We start from the raw sequence: 21,555 nt of genomic DNA, 5'->3' as shown, positions 1-21,555 counted from the left end.
AAGGGAACAATATCGTCTTTGCGAGAAAACCGTAGCCCACATTAGCGAAGCGTAATGTGGGCTACATTAATCTAATATTAAGGACACAGCTTAACTACAGATTCCATTTATAACGCAATTTTTGAGATCGGTAGCGAATTTGAAATTATTATTCTGATCATAAGTTACTTCCCAATTAAACACGCCACCAATAGAACCATAAGCTTTAGGTGGAATGTAGGTATCGCAACTGCTAGCTCCGGCAACTGCTGTTTTTAAGCATTGAAGAGCACGAATAATAGTTGTTGTCGGAGTAACTGGCGCTCCATCACTGGCTCCATTTGCACTGGGTGAAGGATAACCTATGACGACCTGAGAGGGTTTGAGATAGCTAATATAAGGTTGAAACCCAGTAGCACGACCATTGACGGTTGCAGGCCAATCCGCTAACAAATCAGTCGCCATAGCCACAGTAAAATCAGGAGTAGTCGTTGGAGTGGGACCATAACAAATCTGATCAATACCAAAAGCACAACCGGTATTATAAAGCTGGATACCTACCCAGGCTAAAGAATTATGAGTTTGCATTACTAAAGAAGCATAATTACCCCAGGTTTGATCAAAACCGCTGGTCGCTGCAACATTGGCAACTTGCGGAGCCATAGTAATAAGCAACGACGGATTTTGGCTATACATAGTATTGATAATGTTGGCTAATACGGCAATATCTCCTTTGGGTTGAGCAAAAGTGCCCCCTGCAGTAAGACCGCTTTCAATATCAATATCAAAACCATCAAAACCATATTGAGTGATTAGCCCCTGTAAGGAATTAATAAAGGTTTGTTGGAAAACAGATGGAGAAGATGCCGCAGTTAAAACCTGATGAAAATCAACTGTGGTATTAGCAATACTGGTTGATGCACCGCCCAGAGAAAGGAGGACTTTAATCCCCGCCTGGTGCAGAGATTGAATATAGGCTGGAGTGATGGTATCAAAAGCCGGAGTGATTGCTCCAGGAGAAGTAGTGCTAAACACTCCAAAGGCAATTAAAGCATGAGTATAACCTGCATTGGCCAGGGATTGGGCTGTCGGCGGAGTTTTCCAGCCAGGTACATAACCAATGATACGACCGCTACTTTGAGTTGTTTTGGATAAAGTAATGGTCTCGACAGCACTGGCAGTTGCAGTCAATGGCTGCGGTGAGAAACTAGCTGCATAACCAGCAACAGCATCGGCTTTAACCGTATAAATAACTCCGTCAGTTAAAGAAATAATACTTGATCCGGCGCCATTGGTTAAATTGATGGTTTGAGTTATTGGGGCAGAATTATCATTAGGTGTCAAAGTAACATTTAAAGAAGTCAGTGTTGAGGGAGCTCCCTGAACATCCAAAGTCACTGAGTCTTGCTGCCTTTGCACGCATTGATAAGTCAAGTGAGTCAATGGAGTACTCTTTGCACTCGCCACTAAAGTTGTTGGATTAAAAGTGGGCATGCAATTATAACCATTGTAACTGATCGATGGCGTAGAAAAACTGTACGTGCTGCCGTTGACCAGGTTAGAAATGGTGGTAGACGTATTCCAGGCTAAGGACTTAGAAAGTGAACTTCCGTTCGGGCTTTGCGATACAAGAACCATTGGATTATTCCTGTATCCGCTTAAGACTCCGGGCAAGGCCTGCAGATTAATGCTAATGTTACCTGTCGGATTTACCATAGTATAAGTCAAATTGGAAGTAACTGTTTGATTTGCAGATAAGGCTATAGAACTAGGAACTGCATTTCCTTGATAACTATTACCATTGCTATCTGAAATGTTTTCCGGTGTTACATTATAATTGCCTGCGGCTAAACCGGTTAAAATCATGGTGCCTTTCCAAGGTACTTGCACATCATTTACCGGCTGACCATTCATCGTTAAATGAACAAGAGCATAGTTTTGAGTCACATTGACTGGTTGGTTCGAGGTATTGCTTAAAGTGATAGTACCTGTGGCTACAGGGGTGCTCAGATAAACATTAAGACTGCCTGAGATATGATCATCAGAACTGACTCCATATTGTATTTGAAACGAACTCCCGACTGGCAATTTACTATTGGCCCCAGGATACGAAGGAAAATGCAGATTCAGGGTAGCTAAAAAAGTTCCATCCGTTTGTGTTTGCGAAGTAATGTTTAAGGCATTATCCGGATAGGATAATGGGGAAAAATCACCCCAAAATGCGGTACTTATTGCAGTATTACTCTTAAAAGATATCGTGGCATTTTGAAAATCAACCGCTTTATCGCAATTATTAGTTAACTTTAAAGTAACTGACTTCCAATATTCATCTCCTGTTGCGCTAAATTGCGAACCAATACAAGCAGTGGGTTGGGCGACAGCAGGCGATTGAATATGGGGGAGTTGTGACGTTTTTGCGACGACTCCCTGCGACATTAGCGTTAAAACTCCTACTCCTAATAAAAGATATTTCATCCGTTGATTCCTTTTTTAAAATTGGAGTGTTCCAATTTAACATAACTTTTTGATTTATGTAGAAATCAAGATGATATTTCTTAAACTCAGTCACCTGGGTGAAGACGCATTTGTAACTCGGTATAAGTACCACAAGTCCCTGGTTACAGCTCGCGTTTTCCCCCAGGCTCTCTTGAGCTCATCAGAATACCGTCATCTCGATCACCGCCAGAGATCTCCGGAATATGGCGATGCGCCCTAACCATGAGATCTCTGGCGGTGCTCGAGATGACGTAATTCGCTCAGGGAATAAATAATATGATATTTGCCTGGGTAGAGACGCAGTCGTAACTCGAGATGATGTGTTATCAGATCCCCGAGTTACAGCATTCGCTTTCACCCAGACCAAGCCTAAAAAATGGCAGTGCGCTAAACTGGAAAATCGATATCTGACCAGGGATTAAGAAAGGCATAAAAACATAATGGAAAGACAACAGATAATTCCAACAAACCAAATAGTTGATCTTAAAGCAGCCAAATTCATTAAATACAAAACAACATAAATAAAACGAGAAACAATATAAATAACCGCTAGAGTCTGGATGATTAGAGAAACATGATTGGTTACCAAAGCAGTTAATGCTGCCGTAGAAAATATAGCTAATGATTCAAAACAATTTTGATGCGCAGCAACGGCACGAGCCCCAAATCCCTTCAAACTCGCCTGTTGTTCACGTGGATGATTATTATCATACCCCCCTTTTGCTTTTTGCATCGCATATCCCACGGGCAGCTTGGCCAGATAAGGCAAAATAATAGCAATAAGCAAACAAATAATTAGAGTAGTCATGATACGAATCTTCCTGACGAATGGCACACTTTGGTTCAGCTATGATAACGAGAATCCAAATCCAGTTCAATTTATAATTCTTAGACGACTGTCTTCGATAAACGGCGTCTTTCAAAACAGGGACATTGACTATCTTCTCCCCAAACTCTTCTGCTATGATTAAATTAGAAACTCCGAATTCAAGTATTCCAAGTTCATTGAAACTAAAGGGATTAGTACTATGACACCAGATGATTTAAAGAAAAAATCCAAAGGACATATCATTTTATCCTCCCATCCTGCAGGCCATACTGCCGCACCATTAAAAATTAAATGGGGTGAGGAGAATCCTAAAGAACGTGGTCCGGTGATAGCGTCTCTTACCAATATTAAAAACCGTAATGCGATAGGTACCCATTCGGGTTCTTACTCTGTTTATCGCGCTCTTGCAGTAGCTGCAGGCGTACTTGATCCCGAACACGTACCCGATTTAACAAACACGACGCCCCCAGTAAGCATAGGTCCTCATAAACAATGGAGCGAACCCGGTAAAATTGTTTCCCTTGATCCCTGGGGACATCTTGTCGCAGAGGTGTTCGCCGATGAAATAAAAGCAGGCTATGACATTAGACCCACCATAGCAGTGACTCGAGCCCATATTAATATTCCTGAATTGCATACAGCAATGCAAAAAGGACGGTTAAAACCCGATGGGAAAATTTTGAGTGAGTCAGGGGACGTCGTAGTAACCAAAGCGGCAATAGAGCCTGTTTGGTATTTACCGGGTATTGCAGAACGATTTCAAATTTCAGAGTCGTTATTGCGACGAACCTTATTTGAACAAACTGCTGGCATGTTTCCCGAATTAGTCACCCGCAGCGATCTGGATGTCTTTTTACCTCCTATAGGAGGATTAACCGCTTATTTTTTTGGTGATGTAACCACCATTCACGATCCTAAAATCGAGTTAACCTGCCGAATTCATGATGAATGCAATGGTTCGGATGTCTTTGGTTCAGATATCTGTACTTGCAGACCTTATCTCGCTCATGGAATTGAACTGTGTATCGAGTCCGCTCAAAGAGGGGGAGCAGGCCTTATCGTTTATAATCGTAAAGAAGGAAGAGCCTTGGGAGAAGTCACCAAGTTCCTGGTTTATAATGCCCGTAAAAGGCAACAAGGCGGTGATACTGCTGCAAAATATTTTGAAAGGACTGAATGCGTTGCTGGAGTACAAGACATGCGCTTTCAGGAATTAATGTCTGATATATTGCATTGGTTAGGAATTACCAAAATTCATCGCTTTGTTTCCATGTCCAACATGAAATTTGAATCCTTACAAAAATCAGGAATAAATGTTGTAGAACGAGTCAAAATTCCGGACGAGCTGATTCCTCTTGATGCTAAGGTGGAGATGGACGCCAAACGTGCAGCAGGTTACTACTCTCCTGATGGCATTCTCGACATTAACGAACTGGCTCAGCCCAAAGGACGGGGGCTTCATGAATAACGAAGAACAACAAGAAGACCAGATAATAATAAAGCTTCGTGATCCAGCCACTATTCGTTTACAGGCCCATCGTCTTTTAAATCTGGCAAAGCAAGATCGTCTGCAACATTTTGCCCTCGATCCCGAAAAAATGACATCAACTGCTTCTTTTGTCATTAATGTGATTAGAGAGCAATATCCTGATCTCAATATTCCTTATCACAGTCGATGGCGACATTTCGAGGTCGGAGGTATTGACCGGATTAACAACATGAAAAAAAAACTGGTTCAACTTTCTCCTGAGGAGCAAGGAAAAATTCTTTATGAACTGGTTATTATTAGTGTTTTTCTGGATGCTGGTGCTGGCTCATCCTGGCGTTATATGGATACAGATACAAGGAAAGAGTACAGTCGCTCCGAAGGATTGGCACTCGCCAGTTTAGCTCTTTATCAAAATGGGACATTTAGTAATAATCCCCAAGAACCTCTGCGCGTTGATGCCCGAAGTTTGCTAAAATTTACCGAAGAAGATTTATTAAAAGGATTTCAAGTCACGCCAACTAATTCACTTGAAGGCGTTAAAGGACGCGTCGCATTACTCAACCGATTAGGTACTGCCATCAACCAAAATACTCAATACTTTGGTACTCATGGCCGTCTGGGTGACTTTTATTCTTACCTCAGTTCTTTAAAAATAAGTAACACTCTTTCAGCAACAACAATTTTCCAGGCTGTACTAAATGGTTTCAGTGATGTATGGCCAGTAAGATTGTTACTGCATAATGTTTCATTAGGCGATGTATGGATTCATAATGCATTAAAAACAAACAGTCCAGGGTCTGAATACATCCCTTTCCATAAATTGTCACAATGGCTATCCTATTCCTTAATTGAACCGCTTGAGGAAGCAGGAATTACTGTAACTGATTTAGATCAGCTTACAGGACTACCCGAATATAGAAATGGTGGTTTGTTGATCGATACTGAATTACTACAGATAAAAAATAAAAATCTTTTATTACAACCGCAGGATCCAGGCTCTGAAGCCATAGTCGAATGGCGAGCTTTGACTGTAGCCCTTCTGGATGAACTTGCTGAATTAATCAGAAAACAACTCCATAAAGATACGACCTCCCTCCCTTTGGCTAAAATTTTACAAGGTGGTACCTGGGAAGCTGGACGAAGAATTGCAAAAAGAAATCGAACACAAGGAACTCCCCCCATCCAAATTATTAGTGATGGAACTGTCTTTTAATAAGGAATGATAATGGATATGTCTCAAATTGTTGTCGTCACTCACCCTTTAATTCAACATAAACTAACGATTATGCGCAAAAAGGAAACCAGCACGGTCAAATTTCGCGCTTTAATGCATGAAGTCAGTATGCTATTAGCCTACGAAGTAACTCGTGATTTAGAAGTTGAATATGAAGAAATTGAAACCCCGCTAGCAACCATGATGTCCCCGGTATTAAAAGGTAAAAAAATGGTTTTTGTTTCCATATTGCGGGCCGGAAATGGTCTGGTGGATGGAATGTTACAATTAGTTCCTACAGCGCGAATAGGACACATTGGCCTGTACCGTGATCCGAAAACATTAGAACCTGTTGAATACTATTTTAAGCTACCAGAACATACGCACGATCGCGATGTCATTGTAGTCGATCCCATGTTGGCAACGGGCAATTCAGCCATAGCAGCGGTCAAAGAAATCAAAGCCATGAATCCCAAATCGATAAAGTTCCTCTGTTTGCTGGCGTCCCCCGAGGGAGTTTCCTCATTTCATGAAGAACACCCCGACGTCACTATATATACCGCAGCGGTCGATACAGAATTGAATGATAAAGGATACATCGTTCCAGGTTTGGGGGATGCTGGTGATAGACTCTATGGTACTAAATTAGATCATTAAAATACCCAAATTGAATCACTCCTCTTGTAACAAGTTTTAGGGGCTGATGACAGGTGTTCCCCCGCCTCCTAAGTGCCGCGTTTTATGCGCGGCCTAGGTGTTCAGATAAAATTAAGTCTGATTATATAATTTCTTACCAACGAAATCGGCATCAACAGAGTACCAGATTTACCCTGCGCAAGGTTATACCTGTATTGGGTGTAATGATTTGCCTCTAAAGACTGTCACTCTGGTTATGAAAACTATCGTTTAAATTCACCAAGAGAAATCGGGAATTTTGCTGAGCAGTGGATCTTATGGTCCATTTCTTGCCGCTCTGTATAAAAAGTGTTATGATAACACCTTTTTCGATCTAACTGGATCCCTAATACAAGGTTTATCTATGCTCTCCGAAGAACAGGTTAGAAGCCAACTTAACACCGACCAAATGGATCAAACTGATTTGCAACAATATCTAAAGATAAAGCAAAAGCTTGCTCTTTTGGAAGAAGATTTAAAAACGATGGTTTCTAACAATCATGACTATAATCGTGAACAATACGTTGAACACATCCATGGCATGCTAGAGAAATGCACCGATTTGGTCAGGGACATGCAGAACATTGCTGATCAGGAAGTGCAACTGCAATTGACCAGCCATATCCAACTGATAGAGTTTAGTCTTTCAAATCTCTTATTATTGGACGAGAGTTTTTTTATGGAGGCACTAACTCCTCAGATACGCGCTATTTTTTCCGACATCAAGTCCATACGCTCTTTGATTCATGGAAAGTCAGATCAATCAATGGTTGCTGACTTTAATACTATGCCTGCTGAAGTAATTGACGCCATTTTTTTACAAGGCCTATCAGGCCCGAAACCAGCGGACGAGGCAAAGTTTTTTTACAATTTTAGCTTAATTGATTCCCGGTCTTTTAGCGTAAGCAATAGACGATCAAATAGTTTACTACCGAATAAACTCGCAGCCCTGAATCAGGTCGAATTAAAGGCAGCTCAAATGGCATTTGTACGTCATGACAGACTGCTTTTATTGCAAGAAAGCCTGGAACAAGAAAGGATGAAATCAGATGAAGGACTCTTGAATGAACAAGTCATTGACGAACTAATCGCACTGGCCATTAAGAGTAATAGCCTTCGTTGCATGAAATACCTTTGTAGTATACGAGAACTGGATATTGTCAGGATTAAAAGCTTACTTTTAGATGCTGTAAGGTCTGGCTCAAAATGCACCTTTTGGCTCTTAGATAAACTCACTCACCTCTCAACAGAATTGGATTTAAAGAAATCCGCTAATCAAGTTTATAGAGTCGATAATAAACACCTGCCTGAAACCACATTACTTATTGAAGCGGCCAGGCAAGGTAATCTTGCTACGGTGAAATATCTTATAGAACATTGCGGCGCTAAAGTTGACTTGGGTTGTCCCTATGATAATTATGACACAATGCGATATCCAACTCCGACAGATAAGCAGCCTCCGTCTCTTCGATTTCACACCCCTTTAGTAACTGCCCTTCAAAGGGGGCATTATGAAGTCGCCTCCTACCTGATTGATAAAATCAAAAAGCCAAAAAACAGAATATTTAATCTCTCTTCTGTTATTCATGAAGTGTTACTGCAGGTGCACATAACTCATCCCGAGCAGTACCTCAATTTTGTCCATGAATTAACCTCTTTATTGGAAAGAAAAGAAATGAGGTGTAATTATTTCAACCAGCCAGGTAAACTATCGCGCCTTATTGAATCGGAATTACAACTTTTTTCCCGCATTGAATGCTGGCCCGAGAATTTTATTGATCTTAATGCTATAAATCAATTTCTTGATTCCATTGAGCCATGGATGTCACTTTTTCCTGAAGAGGTGCTCACTACCGATTTTTCACAAGTCATTAAACTTGCGATCATGTTTAGGCCCCAACTCCTCCTAGTACTTGCAAACAACGGAGTCAATCTGCAACAAGAAATACATTTCTGGAGATTTTGCCCCCCTTCAAATCTTCCTCAAATGAAATCTTATTCTCCCTTTGAAATAGCTTTACTCCCTCTAAGAGGAAGACCCGCATCCTCTGAAGCAGCATTGCTCCTGTTACAATCTGGTTTGACCATTAAATTCTTATCAGCATACCAAATCTTAAATGCCTCAGTTTTGGAAAAAAATCCACTATTAGCGGCTGCGTCTTTCAAATGTACAAATACCTGGTTGGAACACTATAAAAGAGCGCATCGCCATAGTTTGCATAGTCTTTTAGAAAAAAGAGTATTTTCAACTGAAAAGATTTTGGAAGCGTTTATCGAATTAGAAAACCCTTGGGAATGTATTTACATCCTCCAAAAGTTCCCTTTCCGTCAAACACCAAAAATGGCGAAGGATCTTTTTGAGCTGGCTTTCAAATTTAGATCGAGCGAATTAATTAATATACTGTTGAAGTGCGCGTTGAATAATGAATTGGATATGTCTACTGAAATATTTAGTGAATTATGTATGGAGCCGATGTTGCTCACCCATAATAGTCTTGGGCTGTTATTGGATCTTAATGAGCGCTCGCCTGTTATCGATCCTGTCGTGCTTTTTAAACACTATAGAGAAACTGGTTGGGATAATCTGAGTGACCTAATAATAAGTCGCTACCCTTCTCCAATAAGCCTGGCAGCAGACGCTTCTATGAATCGATTTAAGTTTTTCCCATCTACTCAAGGCATTAAACGAAAATTTGAACCCATTTCACTACCTCTGGAAACAGAAGAAATGTCTGATGAGGAAACAGAAGAAGAATTGTTTGGCCTACCACTGAATAAAAAGCCTCGCGGTATCTAATGGATAGCTCTGGCCCCGAGGCTACTAAACCCGGGGCTGAGATTTTGTTTTCGATTCACATTCCAATCACTTGATTGTTGTTAAGGAAAATCAAACAATACTAAGCCATTGTCATCTCTGCCATTACTAATGTTACAAAGCCAATCAAGACCCAGTCGGTTTTTATGGTGAGGATCAAATAAATTGATATGGAGGGTCGCCGTATTGTCGTCAAAGACACTCAAACGCCCGAATATAGTCCACAATTCGCCAACTCCTAAAGGTTGCTCTACATGAACTATCATGGAGGTTGTGACTGTATCCTTTAATTGATCGTTAATTCTCTCTTTAAAGTGAAGATATGTGGTAAAATTAAACCGAGTAGTAGCCCCTTCTAATGTCCTTCTTATTTGTCCCTGAAATTGACTCGAAAGAGATCCTTCAATAAAGTCACAATTATCAAAATGAATAATTGCCTTAACATCATCACCATTCTCAACAGCCCTGACTAATTGAGGAAAGTTAATTATCGTTGTGGCAAGAGCATTAGCATTGTTTATGGATAAAGATAATAAAACCCCCAGGGTCACTGATTTCCAAATTCCCATTTGCCTCCTCCCTGAATTCATTACTAATGATTAATTCTCTATCGCCAGACACATCATGTACCTTAATTGTATAGTTTGTACAACTATTTTGCCAAGTTTTTTTATTTTATTTAGACTTATTAAGAAAATTCGTTAATAATAACTAATAAATAAGCGCACTTATGGTTTAAAAAATACTAAGGCCTATTTACTATTCGACGTCCCGCGACGTGTTTACGGGATCTAGGAGATACCCGATTAAAGCAGAAATGATGAACAGTTAGCCAGATCGGCAATGGATGCCGCGAACAAGTTGCGACACATGGGCTTGTGAGGCAATTATCAACATGCCTGGTATTTTTATTTCATCCATTAAATAGATTAACAGAGGTAAAATGCATTACTTAAACCATCTTCTTGATATGATTCTCCATATAGATGTTTACTTAAACAGTTTTGTTTCACTATATGGATTTTGGACCTATTTGGCTTTATTTGCGGTTATTTTTTGCGAAACGGGACTCATAGTAACACCCTTCTTACCTGGCGACTCCTTGCTTTTCGCTGCGGGAAGTATTGCAGCGCAACCAGGAAATTCATTGCAAATTTTAGTTTTATTTGTATTACTTTTACTGGCTTCAATATTAGGAAACCAAATTAATTTTTTGGTCGGCAGAGCAATAGGGCCGCGCATATTTACAGCAAAAAAATCCAGGCTTTTTAATAAAAAACACTTACAAGAAACCCATGCCTTTTATGAAAAACATGGGGGGAAAACTATAATTTTTGCACGATTTATCCCTATCATTCGGACTTTTGCCCCCTTTATAGCAGGCATTGGAAAAATGGAGTTGCTTCACTTCTCTCTATATAATCTGATTAGTGCTTTATTATGGATCGGTAGTCTCTTAAGTCTCGGTTATTTTTTAGGTTCACTGCCAATAATCAAAGAACATTTTTCATTAATGATATATGGCGTTGTTTTTATCTCTTTATTACCTCCAATACTCACTTTTGTGCTTCAGAAGGCCCCAGCTATAAAAAAATAGCAGGAAGTATTCACACAATGGCGTCAACTGCAGTGATGGAGGATGTAGCCTGGGCGAAGGCGCAGCCGCAACCCAGGACGAAACTAATTCGAGCCTGGATCCCGGATTACGCTTGGCTCCATCCAGGCTACAGTTTTCCTTAAGACGATTGTTTGTGTCTGGTTCTCAAAACAGAATCTATTACCATTGAGGTCTTACCGTATCTATATTCACACGTAAAGCCGCAGCTAATTCCTCAAGCATGTCATCAAAATGTTCCGATGTATATTGTAGTGTTTTAGGTTCTGTCTGAAGTTCTTGCAAAAGCATCGTTCTAAAAGAATGGGGATGGGTGTTCCCATTGTTATCATCATTGGATAAAAAGCAAATTAAATTCTTCTTGGCATCAGTAGAATTTTCGATGTCCAAGAACCTCTCATGAAAAGTCCTGGCTCTGACTCTCCCTGTGTTTCCGTGTCGATGAAACAAGGAAAACCATATACTCTCACTATACTCGGTATAAGCAATGGTAGCTCGTGAAACAGCCCCGCGTAAAAACTCAAGCTGTTGTATGTCCTCATCCGGTTTATTTGTTTTTTTGGAAACCTGACCTAACTCTTGCTCTAATAATTCCAGATTATGTTTTCTTTGGCCCTCCAATTGGGAAGGAGAGAAATAAAACCTTACTGCCTTCTTACGTGGCTCTACATTTGTAGGAGATGGCGACGGTTCAACAACAGGTGGTAATTTAGGCACAATGTCATGCCCCTCTGAAGTAAAAGTTAATGGCTCATCAATTACAGAGGTTAAAGAGGAAGATTTAAGTGCACTAGTACTCAGCTCTTCTTTAGCGCTCCTTTTTGCTCTCTTTTTTTTCTTAGAAGCGGTAGCTGGAGGTTTATCATCCATTAAAGGTTCCTGGAATAATGATTCGCCCGATTCATTAAAAGAAATAGCTGGTCTTACCCTGGCACGAGCCATTGAAGTTGTCCAATGAATGCCTTCATGATTAATTTTGGTTATATAGCGATCTGGAAGATCGACAGGTGCATAAGCAGCACTGCCATATTGCAAACAATGTAAATTAACTTTAAATATACTGGCTAAAAAATTCAAGTCGTGGTGAGCTCCCCAGAAATAATCCTGGGTTATATTTGCCATTGCAGCAATTACAGGCGATTGCTCAGTTGGATTTGTTTCTAAAGTGATGGATTTAGGATCAACATCTTTTCCATACATTAAAGACAGGAATAATGGGACCAGAGTCAAATGCTCAAAATTAGATATCACCTTAAGTTGAAGCTCCCCAAGAGCCATGCTAATTTCTGGCGAAGCAGCAAACTCGTTAAAATGTTTGTCTACCTCCCGGTTATGATAAAACTCGGCAAACTTGATATAAGTAGCATTTCCAATTAATTCTTGATAATCATTTGCCGGGTTAGCACACGCTTTTTTTAATTCAACCAATTGACCATGATGAACTATTAATCGTAAAGAGGCCTGTAATTGATCTAACAACGCAGGATCCGGATTATCTAAATCAAAGGAGCAGATAGCCTCATATTGCTCATGAAGAGAGGGATCTAACTCAATCCATTGGTTAAAGATTACTCTTTTATTAGAAATATTTTCTTCCTGGATTTTATCAATTAAATCAATAGCAAAAGCATAAAAACCGCAATTACCTCGAGCAGGGTTATCAATAATTTCCTCTCTAATCAGTATGCCAGGTTGCGCTAAACTCTCTATTTCTTCCTGAGTAGGGGCTGCAACATGCTTTTTCCCTTGAAAGGCCTCATAAGGTGTCATTTTAAGTTTTGGATTGCCCTGATTAATAAAGCGAGCTTTAACATCACTGAGTACATTCCAATACGCTTCTTTATTTTGTAAAAAAATTTGTCTTCTGCCCTCTGAAGGGGATACCACTCCATTTTCTACTAAACTCAGATTAAGAGCAGTAGCCATCTCTTTTAGATCGTCACAATTGTAACTTCTTTGAAACGCAGCTGGATCGTTGCTAATTTGCGTTTTCAAAGAGGCCAAAAGTGCATTAGCATTCTGTTCCAAAAACTCTTTAACATTAGATCGGCTCAGACCTCCAGCGAATCTTTTTAGAATTTCTTTTAATTGCGCTAATAATTCCTGCCTCTCTTTTAATGCCAAATTATCAATTTTGGGAAGTAAATTTACCTCTAACTCATCAACTATAGTGAGTTGGTACCAGGCATAGTCTGATTCAATTCGCGCTTTATTTTTCCATACAAGATTAGTTAATTCTTGTAGAATTTGTTCATCCAAGGCTTCTGTATATTGTTGATTTAAACGAAATAGTACAGGAGCAAAAATAAGCTCCATATCTCTTGAGTCATTATAAAAGGCAAGCCATTTTTTTAGATTTAGCCAACTTTTTGGTAAAAAATTAGGATGATGAAGTGCAAATTCATCAAGTAATCGTTGATATCCCGGGGTATCTTTTTGGGCATCCAGCCTTCCGCTCAATATTTCAATACCAAGACCAATAGCAAGTCCATTAAATAAACTAGCCCCATCTCCGGTTGCACGAATTACCCCAGTCATTTATGTTTCCTTAACAGTTTTACTTAAGCAGTCAAATGTTCATATATTATTCTACAAGTCAATATAATATTCAATGAATGTTTTGTCAGGCATTTAAAAAACTAATGATCCATTGGGCAATCAAGCCATCATCTTCATGCCATTCTAAAGAGTTCATTCCTCGCTCAAACTCTATTTCACTCAAGGTATCTTCTCGTGATGTCATCAAAGCGCGAGAATAAGCTTTGGTAAACTCAGGATGACCTTGAATGGAAAAAAAATGATTGCCTATTTGCATCATGTAAAAAGGACAAAAATCACTGCTGGCTAATATCTCTGCTTGTTTGGGTAACTCAACGACTTGATCTTGATGGCTTACTAACAAATTGAATGTTTTCTGATGGGGGATCATCCATTCCTTAAACTGAACTAAAGTATTTTGCGACATACCCACCCCCCAGCCTTTAGGTGATTTAATAACCTTGCCCCCTAATGCTTTTGCAATCAGCTGATGACCAAAACAAATACCAATTACTTTTTTTTGGGCAGCATGTAAGGTACGAACAAATTCTTCAAGTTGAGTTATCCAGGGGAATCCATCATTCACTCCATGGCGGCTTCCTGTAATCAGATAAGCATCTGCCGCGTGGATATCACCAGGCAATTCCCCCTGTTCTGCGTCAAAGACAGTAAAGTTAATGGATGGAGCAACAGGTCGTAAAAGAGCCGCCAACATTTCGGTATATTGACCATGTTCGGCTACAAAAATATCACTGACACTATCACACTTCAAAATACCAAGATTCATTAACGCTCCTTCTCTCAACTAGTTATTGAGCTTCCTTTTAAGGCCGTTTTAAGAATATGCTTATATTCCCCCTGAGTAAATATTATCGGATTAGAAAGCGCAGCTGCATCTTCTGTTGCCATTCGGGCAACACGGTCAATTTGTGCATCATCTATTCCTATATCAGCTAAAGAATGTTCAATTTCTAATTCTAAACGAATCTGCAGTATCCAATCCAAAAATCCATTAAATCCATTATCTAAGGACAAATAATTCGCCAAACGATTGATTTTCTCTTCAATAGCAGCTCGATTGCTCATTAATACATAGGGCATTAAAATAGCGTTAAGCCGACCATGATGGGCATCGTACAAAGCCCCTAAAGGATGAGCAAGGGCATGCATGGCACCTAGGCCTCGTTGGAAAGCTGTTGCCCCCATCGCTGAAGCAACCAACATATTTGTTCGGGCCTCCAGATCAGTTCCATCCTGGTAAGCTCGTATTAAATTTTCTTTTATTAATCTGACTCCTTCCAAAGCAATACTTTCTGCCATGGGATGGTAATAAGTCGCGCAATAAGCCTCAAGACAATGAGATAAGGCATCCATACCGGTGGCTGCAGTAATTGGCTTAGGTAATCCAATGGTTAACTCAGGATCCATAATAACGAGTGAAGGCAGCATGTTAGGATGAAAAATAATTTTTTTGATTTGTTGTTCAGAATCAGTAATAACCGATGCCCGCCCTACTTCGGAACCTGTTCCAGCTGTAGTAGGTAACGCAATTACCGGTGCCATAGCGGCAACGTCAACTCGTTTCCAGTTATCGCCCACATCCTCAAAATCCCAAAGTGGACGTTTTTGTCCGACCATTAAAGCAATAGCTTTTGCAGCATCCAAACTTGAACCGCCTCCAAAAGCAATCACGCCGTCATGATTTCCGACACAAAAAGCATGGACACCATTACTCACATTTTCACCGGTGGGGTTGGCTTTTATTTGGCAAAATAGACCCACTTTTAAGTCTGCTTCCTGACAAAGCTGCATCACTTTACCCACTAATAAGGAGCTGGCTAAACCCGGATCAGTCACCAATAAAGGAGCTTTCATGCCTAACTCCTTACACGCATTGGCTAATTCACTTACTCGACCAGCACCAACGCGAATTCGAGTAGGATAATTCCAGTTCGCAGTTAAAGTTTGTTTTATCATTTTCATGCTTCCTTCTTAACTATTTATTTTAATATGAAATGATTTAGGTCGAGTCAAAGTTTCATAGCCCATTGGCGATAAGGTACATCCTCGCCCTGAGTTTTTTACGCCAGTCCAGGCTAAAGCAGGGTCAAGATAATCACAGCGGTTAATAAAAAAAGTGCCCGTTTGTAGCTGTTCACCAATAGCAATTCCTTTATCGATATCTGTTGTAAACACAGCAGCAGTCAAACCGTAAACACTGTCATTCATTAAACGAATGGCCTCCTCATCGTTTTTCACCCGCATAATTCCTACCACAGGTCCAAACGTTTCTTCAGTCATAATACGCATTTGATGAGTTACTTGGGTTAAAATCTGGGGGGCCATATAAGGAGTTCCAGGAACATCCATTTTAAAATCCTGGCTATTAATATGCGCTACAGCACCCTGCTCTATGGCTTCTTTTATTTGTCCTCTTACAAAATCAGCAGCCGAGGCACGTACTAAGGGGCCTAAAGTAGTATCCAGATCATCAGAACGCCCTAATTTATACTGTTTCACCAGATTTACTGCTTTTCTAACGTATTCTTCGTAAACATCTTCATGCACGTAAATTCGCTCTATACCACAGCAGGATTGTCCTGAATTAAAAAAAGCCCCATCTACAGAGGTTTCAACAGCATGATCCAGATCGGCATCGGCTCTAATATAAGCAGGATCTTTCCCACCTAACTCCAAACCGAGATGCATAAATCGTCCTGCCACTGCCTGCTCGACCAATTTCCCCCCGGCAACAGAACCAGTAAAGGTAATGGCATTAATGGCCGGCGATTGGAATAGATGTTCTGTAGAAACATGATCCAGATGTAAATATTGAAAAACACCTTCGGGTAAACACGCATGTTTAAAAGCCTGATCAAAGCGCTCAGCGGCTAAAGGAGTTTGTGCCGAATGTTTCAACAACACGGCATTGCCAGACATAATCGCTGGAATAATAGCATTTACAGCGGTAAGAAATGGATAGTTCCAAGGGGCAACTACAAAAACCACTCCCAGAGGCTCTCGCTTAATATAACGTATAAAACCCGATTTTTCGGGTAACGCTGCTGGAGTCAAAGCTGATTTTGCCGTGGCTATCATATACCTTGCCCTTTCCTCGAATCCTTTGATCTCTCCTTGTGCATAGCGTATTGGTCTACCCATTTGCCAGCAAATTTCTTCGGCGATAGCCTCTTTATTTGCCACTATCGCATCAACAGCCGCGGTGCAATATTCTTCACGTTCTGCAAGAGAAGATAAGCGCCATAATTTTTGGGCTGTTTGTGCTTGGGTTAAGGCATTATCAATGTGATGTTGATTGGCATAAGGGCGCTCCACATACAGAGAGTTATCTATTGGCGAGTACGTTTTTAATGTTTGAGTCATTTTAAATCCATTTTATTTTAATTACTGGGTTATTCTTAAAAGTCCGACCTAAGAACTTGTTCACAGCGTAGACTGGTTGCTTGCAACCGGGATTTTGTCAATTTGCAACTTCAAACCGATCCCGGCTGCAAGCAGCCGGGCTACAGCCTGCCCGCCCCTATCAAATAATCTCAAAATAGCGATCCAGCTCCCAGTCAGTAATGTACTTTCTAAACTCTCTTTCTTCCCATTCACGCGATGCGGCAAAATGGGCTACAAATTCTGGTCCAAATAAAGAACGAGCAGCATAGGACGATCTTAGATTTTGAGCAGCATCCCATAAAGTCCGTGGTAAACTAAGTTCCTGATTATGAGTTTGCTCATAAGAATTGCCCTCCACTTCGGGTTCTGGTTCCAATTCATGTTCAATTCCATATAGGCCGGAGCCTATAGCTGCAGCTAAGGCAAGATAAGGGTTAGCATCCGCTGAACCAAGTCGATACTCAATACGTTGCGACTTCTCACTACCTGGAATAACACGTAAAGCAGTTGTCCTGTTTTCTACACCCCAAGTTGCATCTGTAGGTGCCCAATACCCAGGAATTAAACGCGAATAACTATTAACTGTTGGTGAAAACATGGCTAATAATTCAGGCATTAATTTTTGTTGACCGGCAAGAAAATGACGCTGGATTCTACTCATATTGTGAGTTAACCCCGGATCATAAAATGCAGAACGCCCCTGCTCACGGTGCTTTAGGGAAATATGGATATGTCCACTTTGCCCTGGGTGATTAGGAGACCATTTAGCCATAAAAGTTGCCATTTTATTATTGCGCTGAGCAAGTACCTTCATAAAGGTTTTAAACAAAGCCGCTTTATCAGCAGCAGCCTCAGCCGAGTCTACGGCAATGGCCGCCTCAATGACACCTGGACCTGTTTCAGTATGTAATCCTTCAATGGGAAAATCCATTTTCTCTCCCATATTAAGAATTTGGTGGTAAAGTTCAGCATGGACTGTATTACGAATAATTGAATAACCAAAATTATCAGGAGTAATAGGTTTTAAATTACGGAATCCTTTAGCACGAACACTGTCTGGTGTTTCATCAAAAACAAAAAACTCGTACTCTAAAGCAGCATAAGCATCGTAGCCCATGGATAAGCCTTTATTAAGGACACGTCTTAGTACAGAACGCGGGCAAATGGACTCCGCCTCTCCAGAAAATTCAGCCATAAATAACAATTGGTTCTCTTCAAAGACTATGTCACGACAACTTGAGGGAATAATACGAACGCTCGCATCAGGATAGCCCGTATGCCATCCCGTATATTGGACATTATCATAAAGTTTGTCTTTTGAATCCCAGCCCAAAATCACATCGCAGAAGGCAAAACCATGTTCCAACGCAGAAAAAAATTTATTGCGACTCATGTATTTACCGAGCATCACTCCATCTACATCGAAAATGCCTACTTTCACATGAGTCAGTTGTCTTTCTTCAACGATGCGTTTCGCATCCTCAATAGTATTAACCTCTCTGGGATTCAACATAACCTATCCTTGTGTTTTATGTACGATGTTTGGATCTATTCACTTTCCAAAATGCATTATCCTGCGATTTTGTTTTTTCTGTTAGTCATTAAGTAAGGTTGCGACCCAACTGCATTTTAAAGACACAGTTCAGACACCATTCCATTTTGAATCCAGTTTTTCAAATAGGAGGCAGCCCGCAATCCAACCTCTTCAGCATTGATCCACTGACACAATCCCTCACAAAGTTGACCAAAGGATAAACCCTGGATTAGTGCATCTATAGCCCAGGCCTCCTCTTCAGACAAACTATAAAATTGAATTATATAATCTGGTGACCGCCATAAGATCCAGGAGGTAGCTACAGAAGCATTCTCTAGCTCGGGTAATTCATGATCGTTTATAAGAGTCTGCCATAATGGAATGGCATTCCAAAAGTAATTCACTCGTTGCACTGAAGGATGAAGCGTAAATTTCATGCCTGCCCATGATTCAGGCGGCACATTAGCCATATCGGCAATGTGCAACACGGATTTATCCGCAGCATCAAAGGCTAAAGTCATTTTCCATTCAAAATCAGCCAGTTCAGCTAAAAAGGAATATTTTTTGGCGTAATAATTCTGCAAAAATTCAGCCAGAACATCTCCAAACCATCGAATGGATCGGTAAGAAGAGGGGTGAGCGTCTATATAACTGTTACATACTTCCTCAAATGCCTCCGTACCCAAATAAGCATGCACCGCAGGAAAAGTAGTAGTTAAACTTTCTATTAATCTCAGTTTATAGGCATCTCTATAAATAGCCAATCGCGTATCAACAGAAACTCGCTCTGTTTGAACTATTGAATCATTAATTTCAGATTGACCTGAAAAGATGAATTTTTGAAATTGTTCTTGCGTATGGGGCAGTTCAGTCATGCAAGCACCTCTTCAAGGAGTAATTGCTCTGTCATATGTTTTGCGCGATTAATTTCCGTTAGCAGCTCTGTCAAGGGAGGCATATTATCATCCCGTTCAATCATAGTAGATATTTTGCCTAAATGTTGAATAGTAGCTGCGTATAAATCCCAAACGGGTTCAATTACCGGAGCATCGTGAGTGTCAATAATGTAATCGCCATGATTTGAATGGCCAGCTAAGTGAATTTGGGCAACGCGATCGGCAGGCATGGCTTTTATGTAATCGAGAGGATTAAATTGATGATTCACGGAACTTACGTAAACATTATTCACATCCAATAAAATGTAACAACCAGCTTGTTTCACTATCTCTAAAATAAAATCCCACTCCGACATTTCCGATTGTTTATAGGTCAGATAGCTGGATACATTTTCAATTAATATGGGGCGCCCTAAAAAATCTTGTATCTGTTGAATTCGAGAAACGATATGACTGATTGCCTCATGAGTATAAGGAATGGGTAATAAATCATGGACATTACGTCCTTGAACGCCAGTCCAGCACAGATGATCTGAAATCCAGGCAGGCTCAACACAGGAAGCTAAATCTTTTAGCTGTTTTAGGTATTCCGTATCCAAAGGGTCAGTACTGCCTATCGAAAGAGAGACGCCATGCATCACAATAGGATACTGTTCACGTATCTTATTGAGATAATATAAGGGCTTACCACCGGGAACTAAATAATTTTCAGTGAGTATCTCAAACCAATCCAAAGCAGGTTTTTGAGTTAAAATTTCTTCATAATAATCAGGTCTTAAACCTAATCCAAAGCCCAGAAAAGGCATTTTTGATTTTATTTTATTTTGAGGAACTTCCATATTGTACCTAAATAAAGAGATAAAACCAGGCATGATTCTCATGCCTGGAGTAAGACAGGTATTGCCTTAAATTCAACTAATGAATTTTAAGGTAATAATAATTACTCAGATGTACCACCTGCTTTGTCACAATCTTCTTTAGTCATTTGAGCAACGCCTTTTCCTTTACAAGCGTTCTGGCCTTTACATGCGTTGTCAGCAGTTTTACAAGCGCTTTGACCTTTACATGCATTACCACCTTTGCATTGAACCATAGGAGCAGAAGTAGTTTCAGCAGCAAAAGCAGGAGCTAAAGCGAACATAGCAGCAGCGCCTACTGCAAGAGCAGCACCAGTTAATTGTAATTTGTTCATTAAAATTCCCTTTGATAATTAGTTAAATTTTTAAGAAAGCAAATAGAAATTATTTGCCCCTTTGCATTGTAAAGATTAATATTTGAACTTGTCAAGAAGCGATTAAACTCAATAAAAACGAGAACTTAAGAAATTTTAAATGTCGAGCCCCGGCTTCAATCAGCGAGTAAAAACCTAATTACTTTTAGTCCTCTTTGAGAGAACTTTTCTTGATATTATCAATCCATTTTTGTCTTGCCGTTTCACCCATATCTGGTTTTTTGATGGCATAATGAAGAATGTACATCCCATCTTTACCCTTTACCACTTTTTGAATTTCATCTTGCTTTAAATTAGATGGTTTACTTACCTTAAATTCGAAAATAAGACTATCAGGTTGATTTTCTATGGCATGGACAGTAAAAGTGGCTTGGGATTTTTTAAGATTATCCAGAAAACGATTACCGAATTGGGTAGGCGTAATATTGATTAAACCCGGAATAAATTGTGTGGTAATCAGTTCATTCCAGTTTTCAATATCGTCTCCTATCGGAATATATTCAATTGTAGAGATTTGGGGGGTATTTTTACCCCAGGCAGCTTTCCAAGGCCTATGACCAAAAATAATATTTTGTTTTTCATAGGAAAGTATGTGTGGATCAACCGGGATTTTATCCAAAGCAACCTGACTGCAATACATTTCGCCCTGATAGGTTATATATTCAACGCACTTGGGATTATTTTCCTCGGTTACTTTAATTAAACCAGGAGGTAAAGATGGACTTGCAGATTCAGCAAAACAATGAGTAGCAAACACCATCCCCAAACAATATTTTGTTAAATCATTCATGATTTTTTCTAAAAGAGTCCATATGATTTAAGTGTAGACCCAGTCATCAC

Annotated in this window: 17 protein-coding genes; 5 read left to right on the top strand and 12 right to left on the bottom strand. The window is 40.1% G+C overall.

Annotated features, from left to right (window positions below; genetic code table 11):
- Positions 1–90 precede the first annotated feature (90 nt).
- Both LOX96_RS11395 and LOX96_RS11390 read right to left on the bottom strand, forming a co-directional pair.
- Positions 91–2,454, bottom strand: a complete 2,364-nt coding sequence (locus LOX96_RS11395) for a glycosyl hydrolase family 18 protein (protein ID WP_250421916.1) — start codon at positions 2,452–2,454, stop codon at positions 91–93.
- 439 nt (positions 2,455–2,893) lie between these two features.
- Positions 2,894–3,283, bottom strand: coding sequence for an MAPEG family protein (locus LOX96_RS11390; protein ID WP_250421915.1), 390 nt, complete (start codon positions 3,281–3,283; stop codon positions 2,894–2,896).
- A 220-nt stretch (positions 3,284–3,503) separates the two neighbouring features.
- Between LOX96_RS11390 and LOX96_RS11385 the strand changes: the two genes are divergently transcribed.
- From LOX96_RS11385 to LOX96_RS11370, 4 genes are all read left to right on the top strand, one after another.
- A complete protein-coding gene (locus LOX96_RS11385; RefSeq protein ID WP_250421914.1) occupies positions 3,504–4,772 on the top strand; it encodes a GTP cyclohydrolase II in 1,269 nt (422 codons plus the stop codon).
- Entirely contained in the window at positions 4,765–6,006 is a 1,242-nt protein-coding gene (locus LOX96_RS11380) for a URC4/urg3 family protein (protein ID WP_250421913.1), read from the top strand. Before LOX96_RS11385 ends, LOX96_RS11380 begins: the two co-directional genes overlap by 8 nt.
- Positions 6,007–6,018: 12 nt before the next feature.
- A complete protein-coding gene (gene upp, locus LOX96_RS11375; RefSeq protein WP_284498359.1) occupies positions 6,019–6,663 on the top strand; it encodes a uracil phosphoribosyltransferase in 645 nt (214 codons plus the stop codon).
- A gap of 382 nt (positions 6,664–7,045) precedes the next feature.
- Positions 7,046–9,478, top strand: a complete 2,433-nt coding sequence (locus LOX96_RS11370; RefSeq protein WP_250421912.1) for an ankyrin repeat domain-containing protein — start codon at positions 7,046–7,048, stop codon at positions 9,476–9,478.
- A gap of 80 nt (positions 9,479–9,558) precedes the next feature.
- Here the strand turns inward: LOX96_RS11370 and LOX96_RS11365 are convergent, their stop codons facing one another.
- Positions 9,559–10,065: a hypothetical protein gene (locus LOX96_RS11365; RefSeq protein ID WP_250421911.1), complete on the bottom strand. Its 507-nt coding sequence runs from the start codon at positions 10,063–10,065 to the stop codon at positions 9,559–9,561.
- Between the two features lie 374 nt (positions 10,066–10,439).
- Between LOX96_RS11365 and LOX96_RS11360 the strand changes: the two genes are divergently transcribed.
- Positions 10,440–11,093, top strand: coding sequence for a DedA family protein (locus LOX96_RS11360; RefSeq protein ID WP_250421910.1), 654 nt, complete (start codon positions 10,440–10,442; stop codon positions 11,091–11,093).
- Positions 11,094–11,273: 180 nt separating this feature from the next.
- Here LOX96_RS11360 and LOX96_RS11355 read toward each other — a convergent pair whose 3' ends face one another.
- From LOX96_RS11355 to LOX96_RS11315, 9 genes are all read right to left on the bottom strand, one after another.
- Entirely contained in the window at positions 11,274–13,649 is a 2,376-nt protein-coding gene (locus tag LOX96_RS11355; RefSeq protein WP_250421908.1) for a hypothetical protein, read from the bottom strand.
- A gap of 85 nt (positions 13,650–13,734) precedes the next feature.
- Entirely contained in the window at positions 13,735–14,436 is a 702-nt protein-coding gene (locus tag LOX96_RS11350; RefSeq protein ID WP_250421907.1) for a glutamine amidotransferase-related protein, read from the bottom strand.
- A 14-nt stretch (positions 14,437–14,450) separates the two neighbouring features.
- Positions 14,451–15,626, bottom strand: coding sequence for an iron-containing alcohol dehydrogenase (locus LOX96_RS11345; protein WP_250421906.1), 1,176 nt, complete (start codon positions 15,624–15,626; stop codon positions 14,451–14,453).
- Between the two features lie 15 nt (positions 15,627–15,641).
- Positions 15,642–17,033, bottom strand: coding sequence for an aldehyde dehydrogenase family protein (locus LOX96_RS11340; protein ID WP_250421905.1), 1,392 nt, complete (start codon positions 17,031–17,033; stop codon positions 15,642–15,644).
- Between the two features lie 160 nt (positions 17,034–17,193).
- Entirely contained in the window at positions 17,194–18,567 is a 1,374-nt protein-coding gene (locus LOX96_RS11335; protein WP_250421904.1) for a glutamine synthetase family protein, read from the bottom strand.
- Between the two features lie 116 nt (positions 18,568–18,683).
- Positions 18,684–19,463, bottom strand: a complete 780-nt coding sequence (locus LOX96_RS11330; RefSeq protein ID WP_250421903.1) for an HvfC/BufC N-terminal domain-containing protein — start codon at positions 19,461–19,463, stop codon at positions 18,684–18,686.
- Positions 19,460–20,323 carry an MNIO family bufferin maturase gene (gene bufB / locus LOX96_RS11325; RefSeq protein WP_250421974.1) on the bottom strand — a complete coding sequence of 288 codons (864 nt, stop codon included), beginning with the start codon at positions 20,321–20,323 and terminating at the stop codon, positions 19,460–19,462. Before bufB ends, LOX96_RS11330 begins: the two co-directional genes overlap by 4 nt.
- Before the next feature lie 101 nt (positions 20,324–20,424).
- Positions 20,425–20,676: a BufA2 family periplasmic bufferin-type metallophore gene (bufA2, locus tag LOX96_RS11320; protein ID WP_250421902.1), complete on the bottom strand. Its 252-nt coding sequence runs from the start codon at positions 20,674–20,676 to the stop codon at positions 20,425–20,427.
- Positions 20,677–20,860: 184 nt separating this feature from the next.
- On the bottom strand, positions 20,861–21,505 hold the full coding sequence (locus LOX96_RS11315) for a hypothetical protein (RefSeq protein ID WP_250421901.1): 645 nt from the start codon (positions 21,503–21,505) through the stop codon (positions 20,861–20,863).
- Positions 21,506–21,555 lie beyond the last annotated feature (50 nt).

The organism is Legionella maioricensis (genome assembly GCF_023618015.1).
GTDB lineage: Bacteria > Pseudomonadota > Gammaproteobacteria > Legionellales > Legionellaceae > Legionella > Legionella maioricensis.
Note: the sequence above shows the minus strand (reverse complement) of the source record. Positions and strands in the feature narration are given on the sequence as shown.

Bases quoted from the DNA above. Each gene is read 5' to 3' on its own strand.
- LOX96_RS11390 (WP_250421915.1), bottom strand. From the start codon at position 3,283: ATGACTACTCTAATTATTTGTTTGCTTATTGCTATTATTTTGCCTTAT.
- LOX96_RS11350 (WP_250421907.1), bottom strand. From the start codon at position 14,436: ATGAATCTTGGTATTTTGAAGTGTGATAGTGTCAGTGATATTTTTGTA.
- LOX96_RS11340 (WP_250421905.1), bottom strand. From the start codon at position 17,033: ATGACTCAAACATTAAAAACGTACTCGCCAATAGATAACTCTCTGTAT.
- bufB (WP_250421974.1), bottom strand. From the start codon at position 20,323: ATGGAAGTTCCTCAAAATAAAATAAAATCAAAAATGCCTTTTCTGGGC.
- bufA2 (WP_250421902.1), bottom strand. From the start codon at position 20,676: ATGAACAAATTACAATTAACTGGTGCTGCTCTTGCAGTAGGCGCTGCT.
- LOX96_RS11345 (WP_250421906.1), bottom strand. From the start codon at position 15,626: ATGATAAAACAAACTTTAACTGCGAACTGGAATTATCCTACTCGAATT.
- LOX96_RS11380 (WP_250421913.1), top strand. From the start codon at position 4,765: ATGAATAACGAAGAACAACAAGAAGACCAGATAATAATAAAGCTTCGT.
- LOX96_RS11355 (WP_250421908.1), bottom strand. From the start codon at position 13,649: ATGACTGGGGTAATTCGTGCAACCGGAGATGGGGCTAGTTTATTTAAT.
- upp (WP_284498359.1), top strand. From the start codon at position 6,019: ATGGATATGTCTCAAATTGTTGTCGTCACTCACCCTTTAATTCAACAT.
- LOX96_RS11330 (WP_250421903.1), bottom strand. From the start codon at position 19,463: ATGACTGAACTGCCCCATACGCAAGAACAATTTCAAAAATTCATCTTT.
- LOX96_RS11360 (WP_250421910.1), top strand. From the start codon at position 10,440: ATGCATTACTTAAACCATCTTCTTGATATGATTCTCCATATAGATGTT.
- LOX96_RS11385 (WP_250421914.1), top strand. From the start codon at position 3,504: ATGACACCAGATGATTTAAAGAAAAAATCCAAAGGACATATCATTTTA.
- LOX96_RS11335 (WP_250421904.1), bottom strand. From the start codon at position 18,567: ATGTTGAATCCCAGAGAGGTTAATACTATTGAGGATGCGAAACGCATC.
- LOX96_RS11395 (WP_250421916.1), bottom strand. From the start codon at position 2,454: ATGAAATATCTTTTATTAGGAGTAGGAGTTTTAACGCTAATGTCGCAG.
- LOX96_RS11370 (WP_250421912.1), top strand. From the start codon at position 7,046: ATGCTCTCCGAAGAACAGGTTAGAAGCCAACTTAACACCGACCAAATG.
- LOX96_RS11315 (WP_250421901.1), bottom strand. From the start codon at position 21,505: ATGAATGATTTAACAAAATATTGTTTGGGGATGGTGTTTGCTACTCAT.
- LOX96_RS11365 (WP_250421911.1), bottom strand. From the start codon at position 10,065: ATGGGAATTTGGAAATCAGTGACCCTGGGGGTTTTATTATCTTTATCC.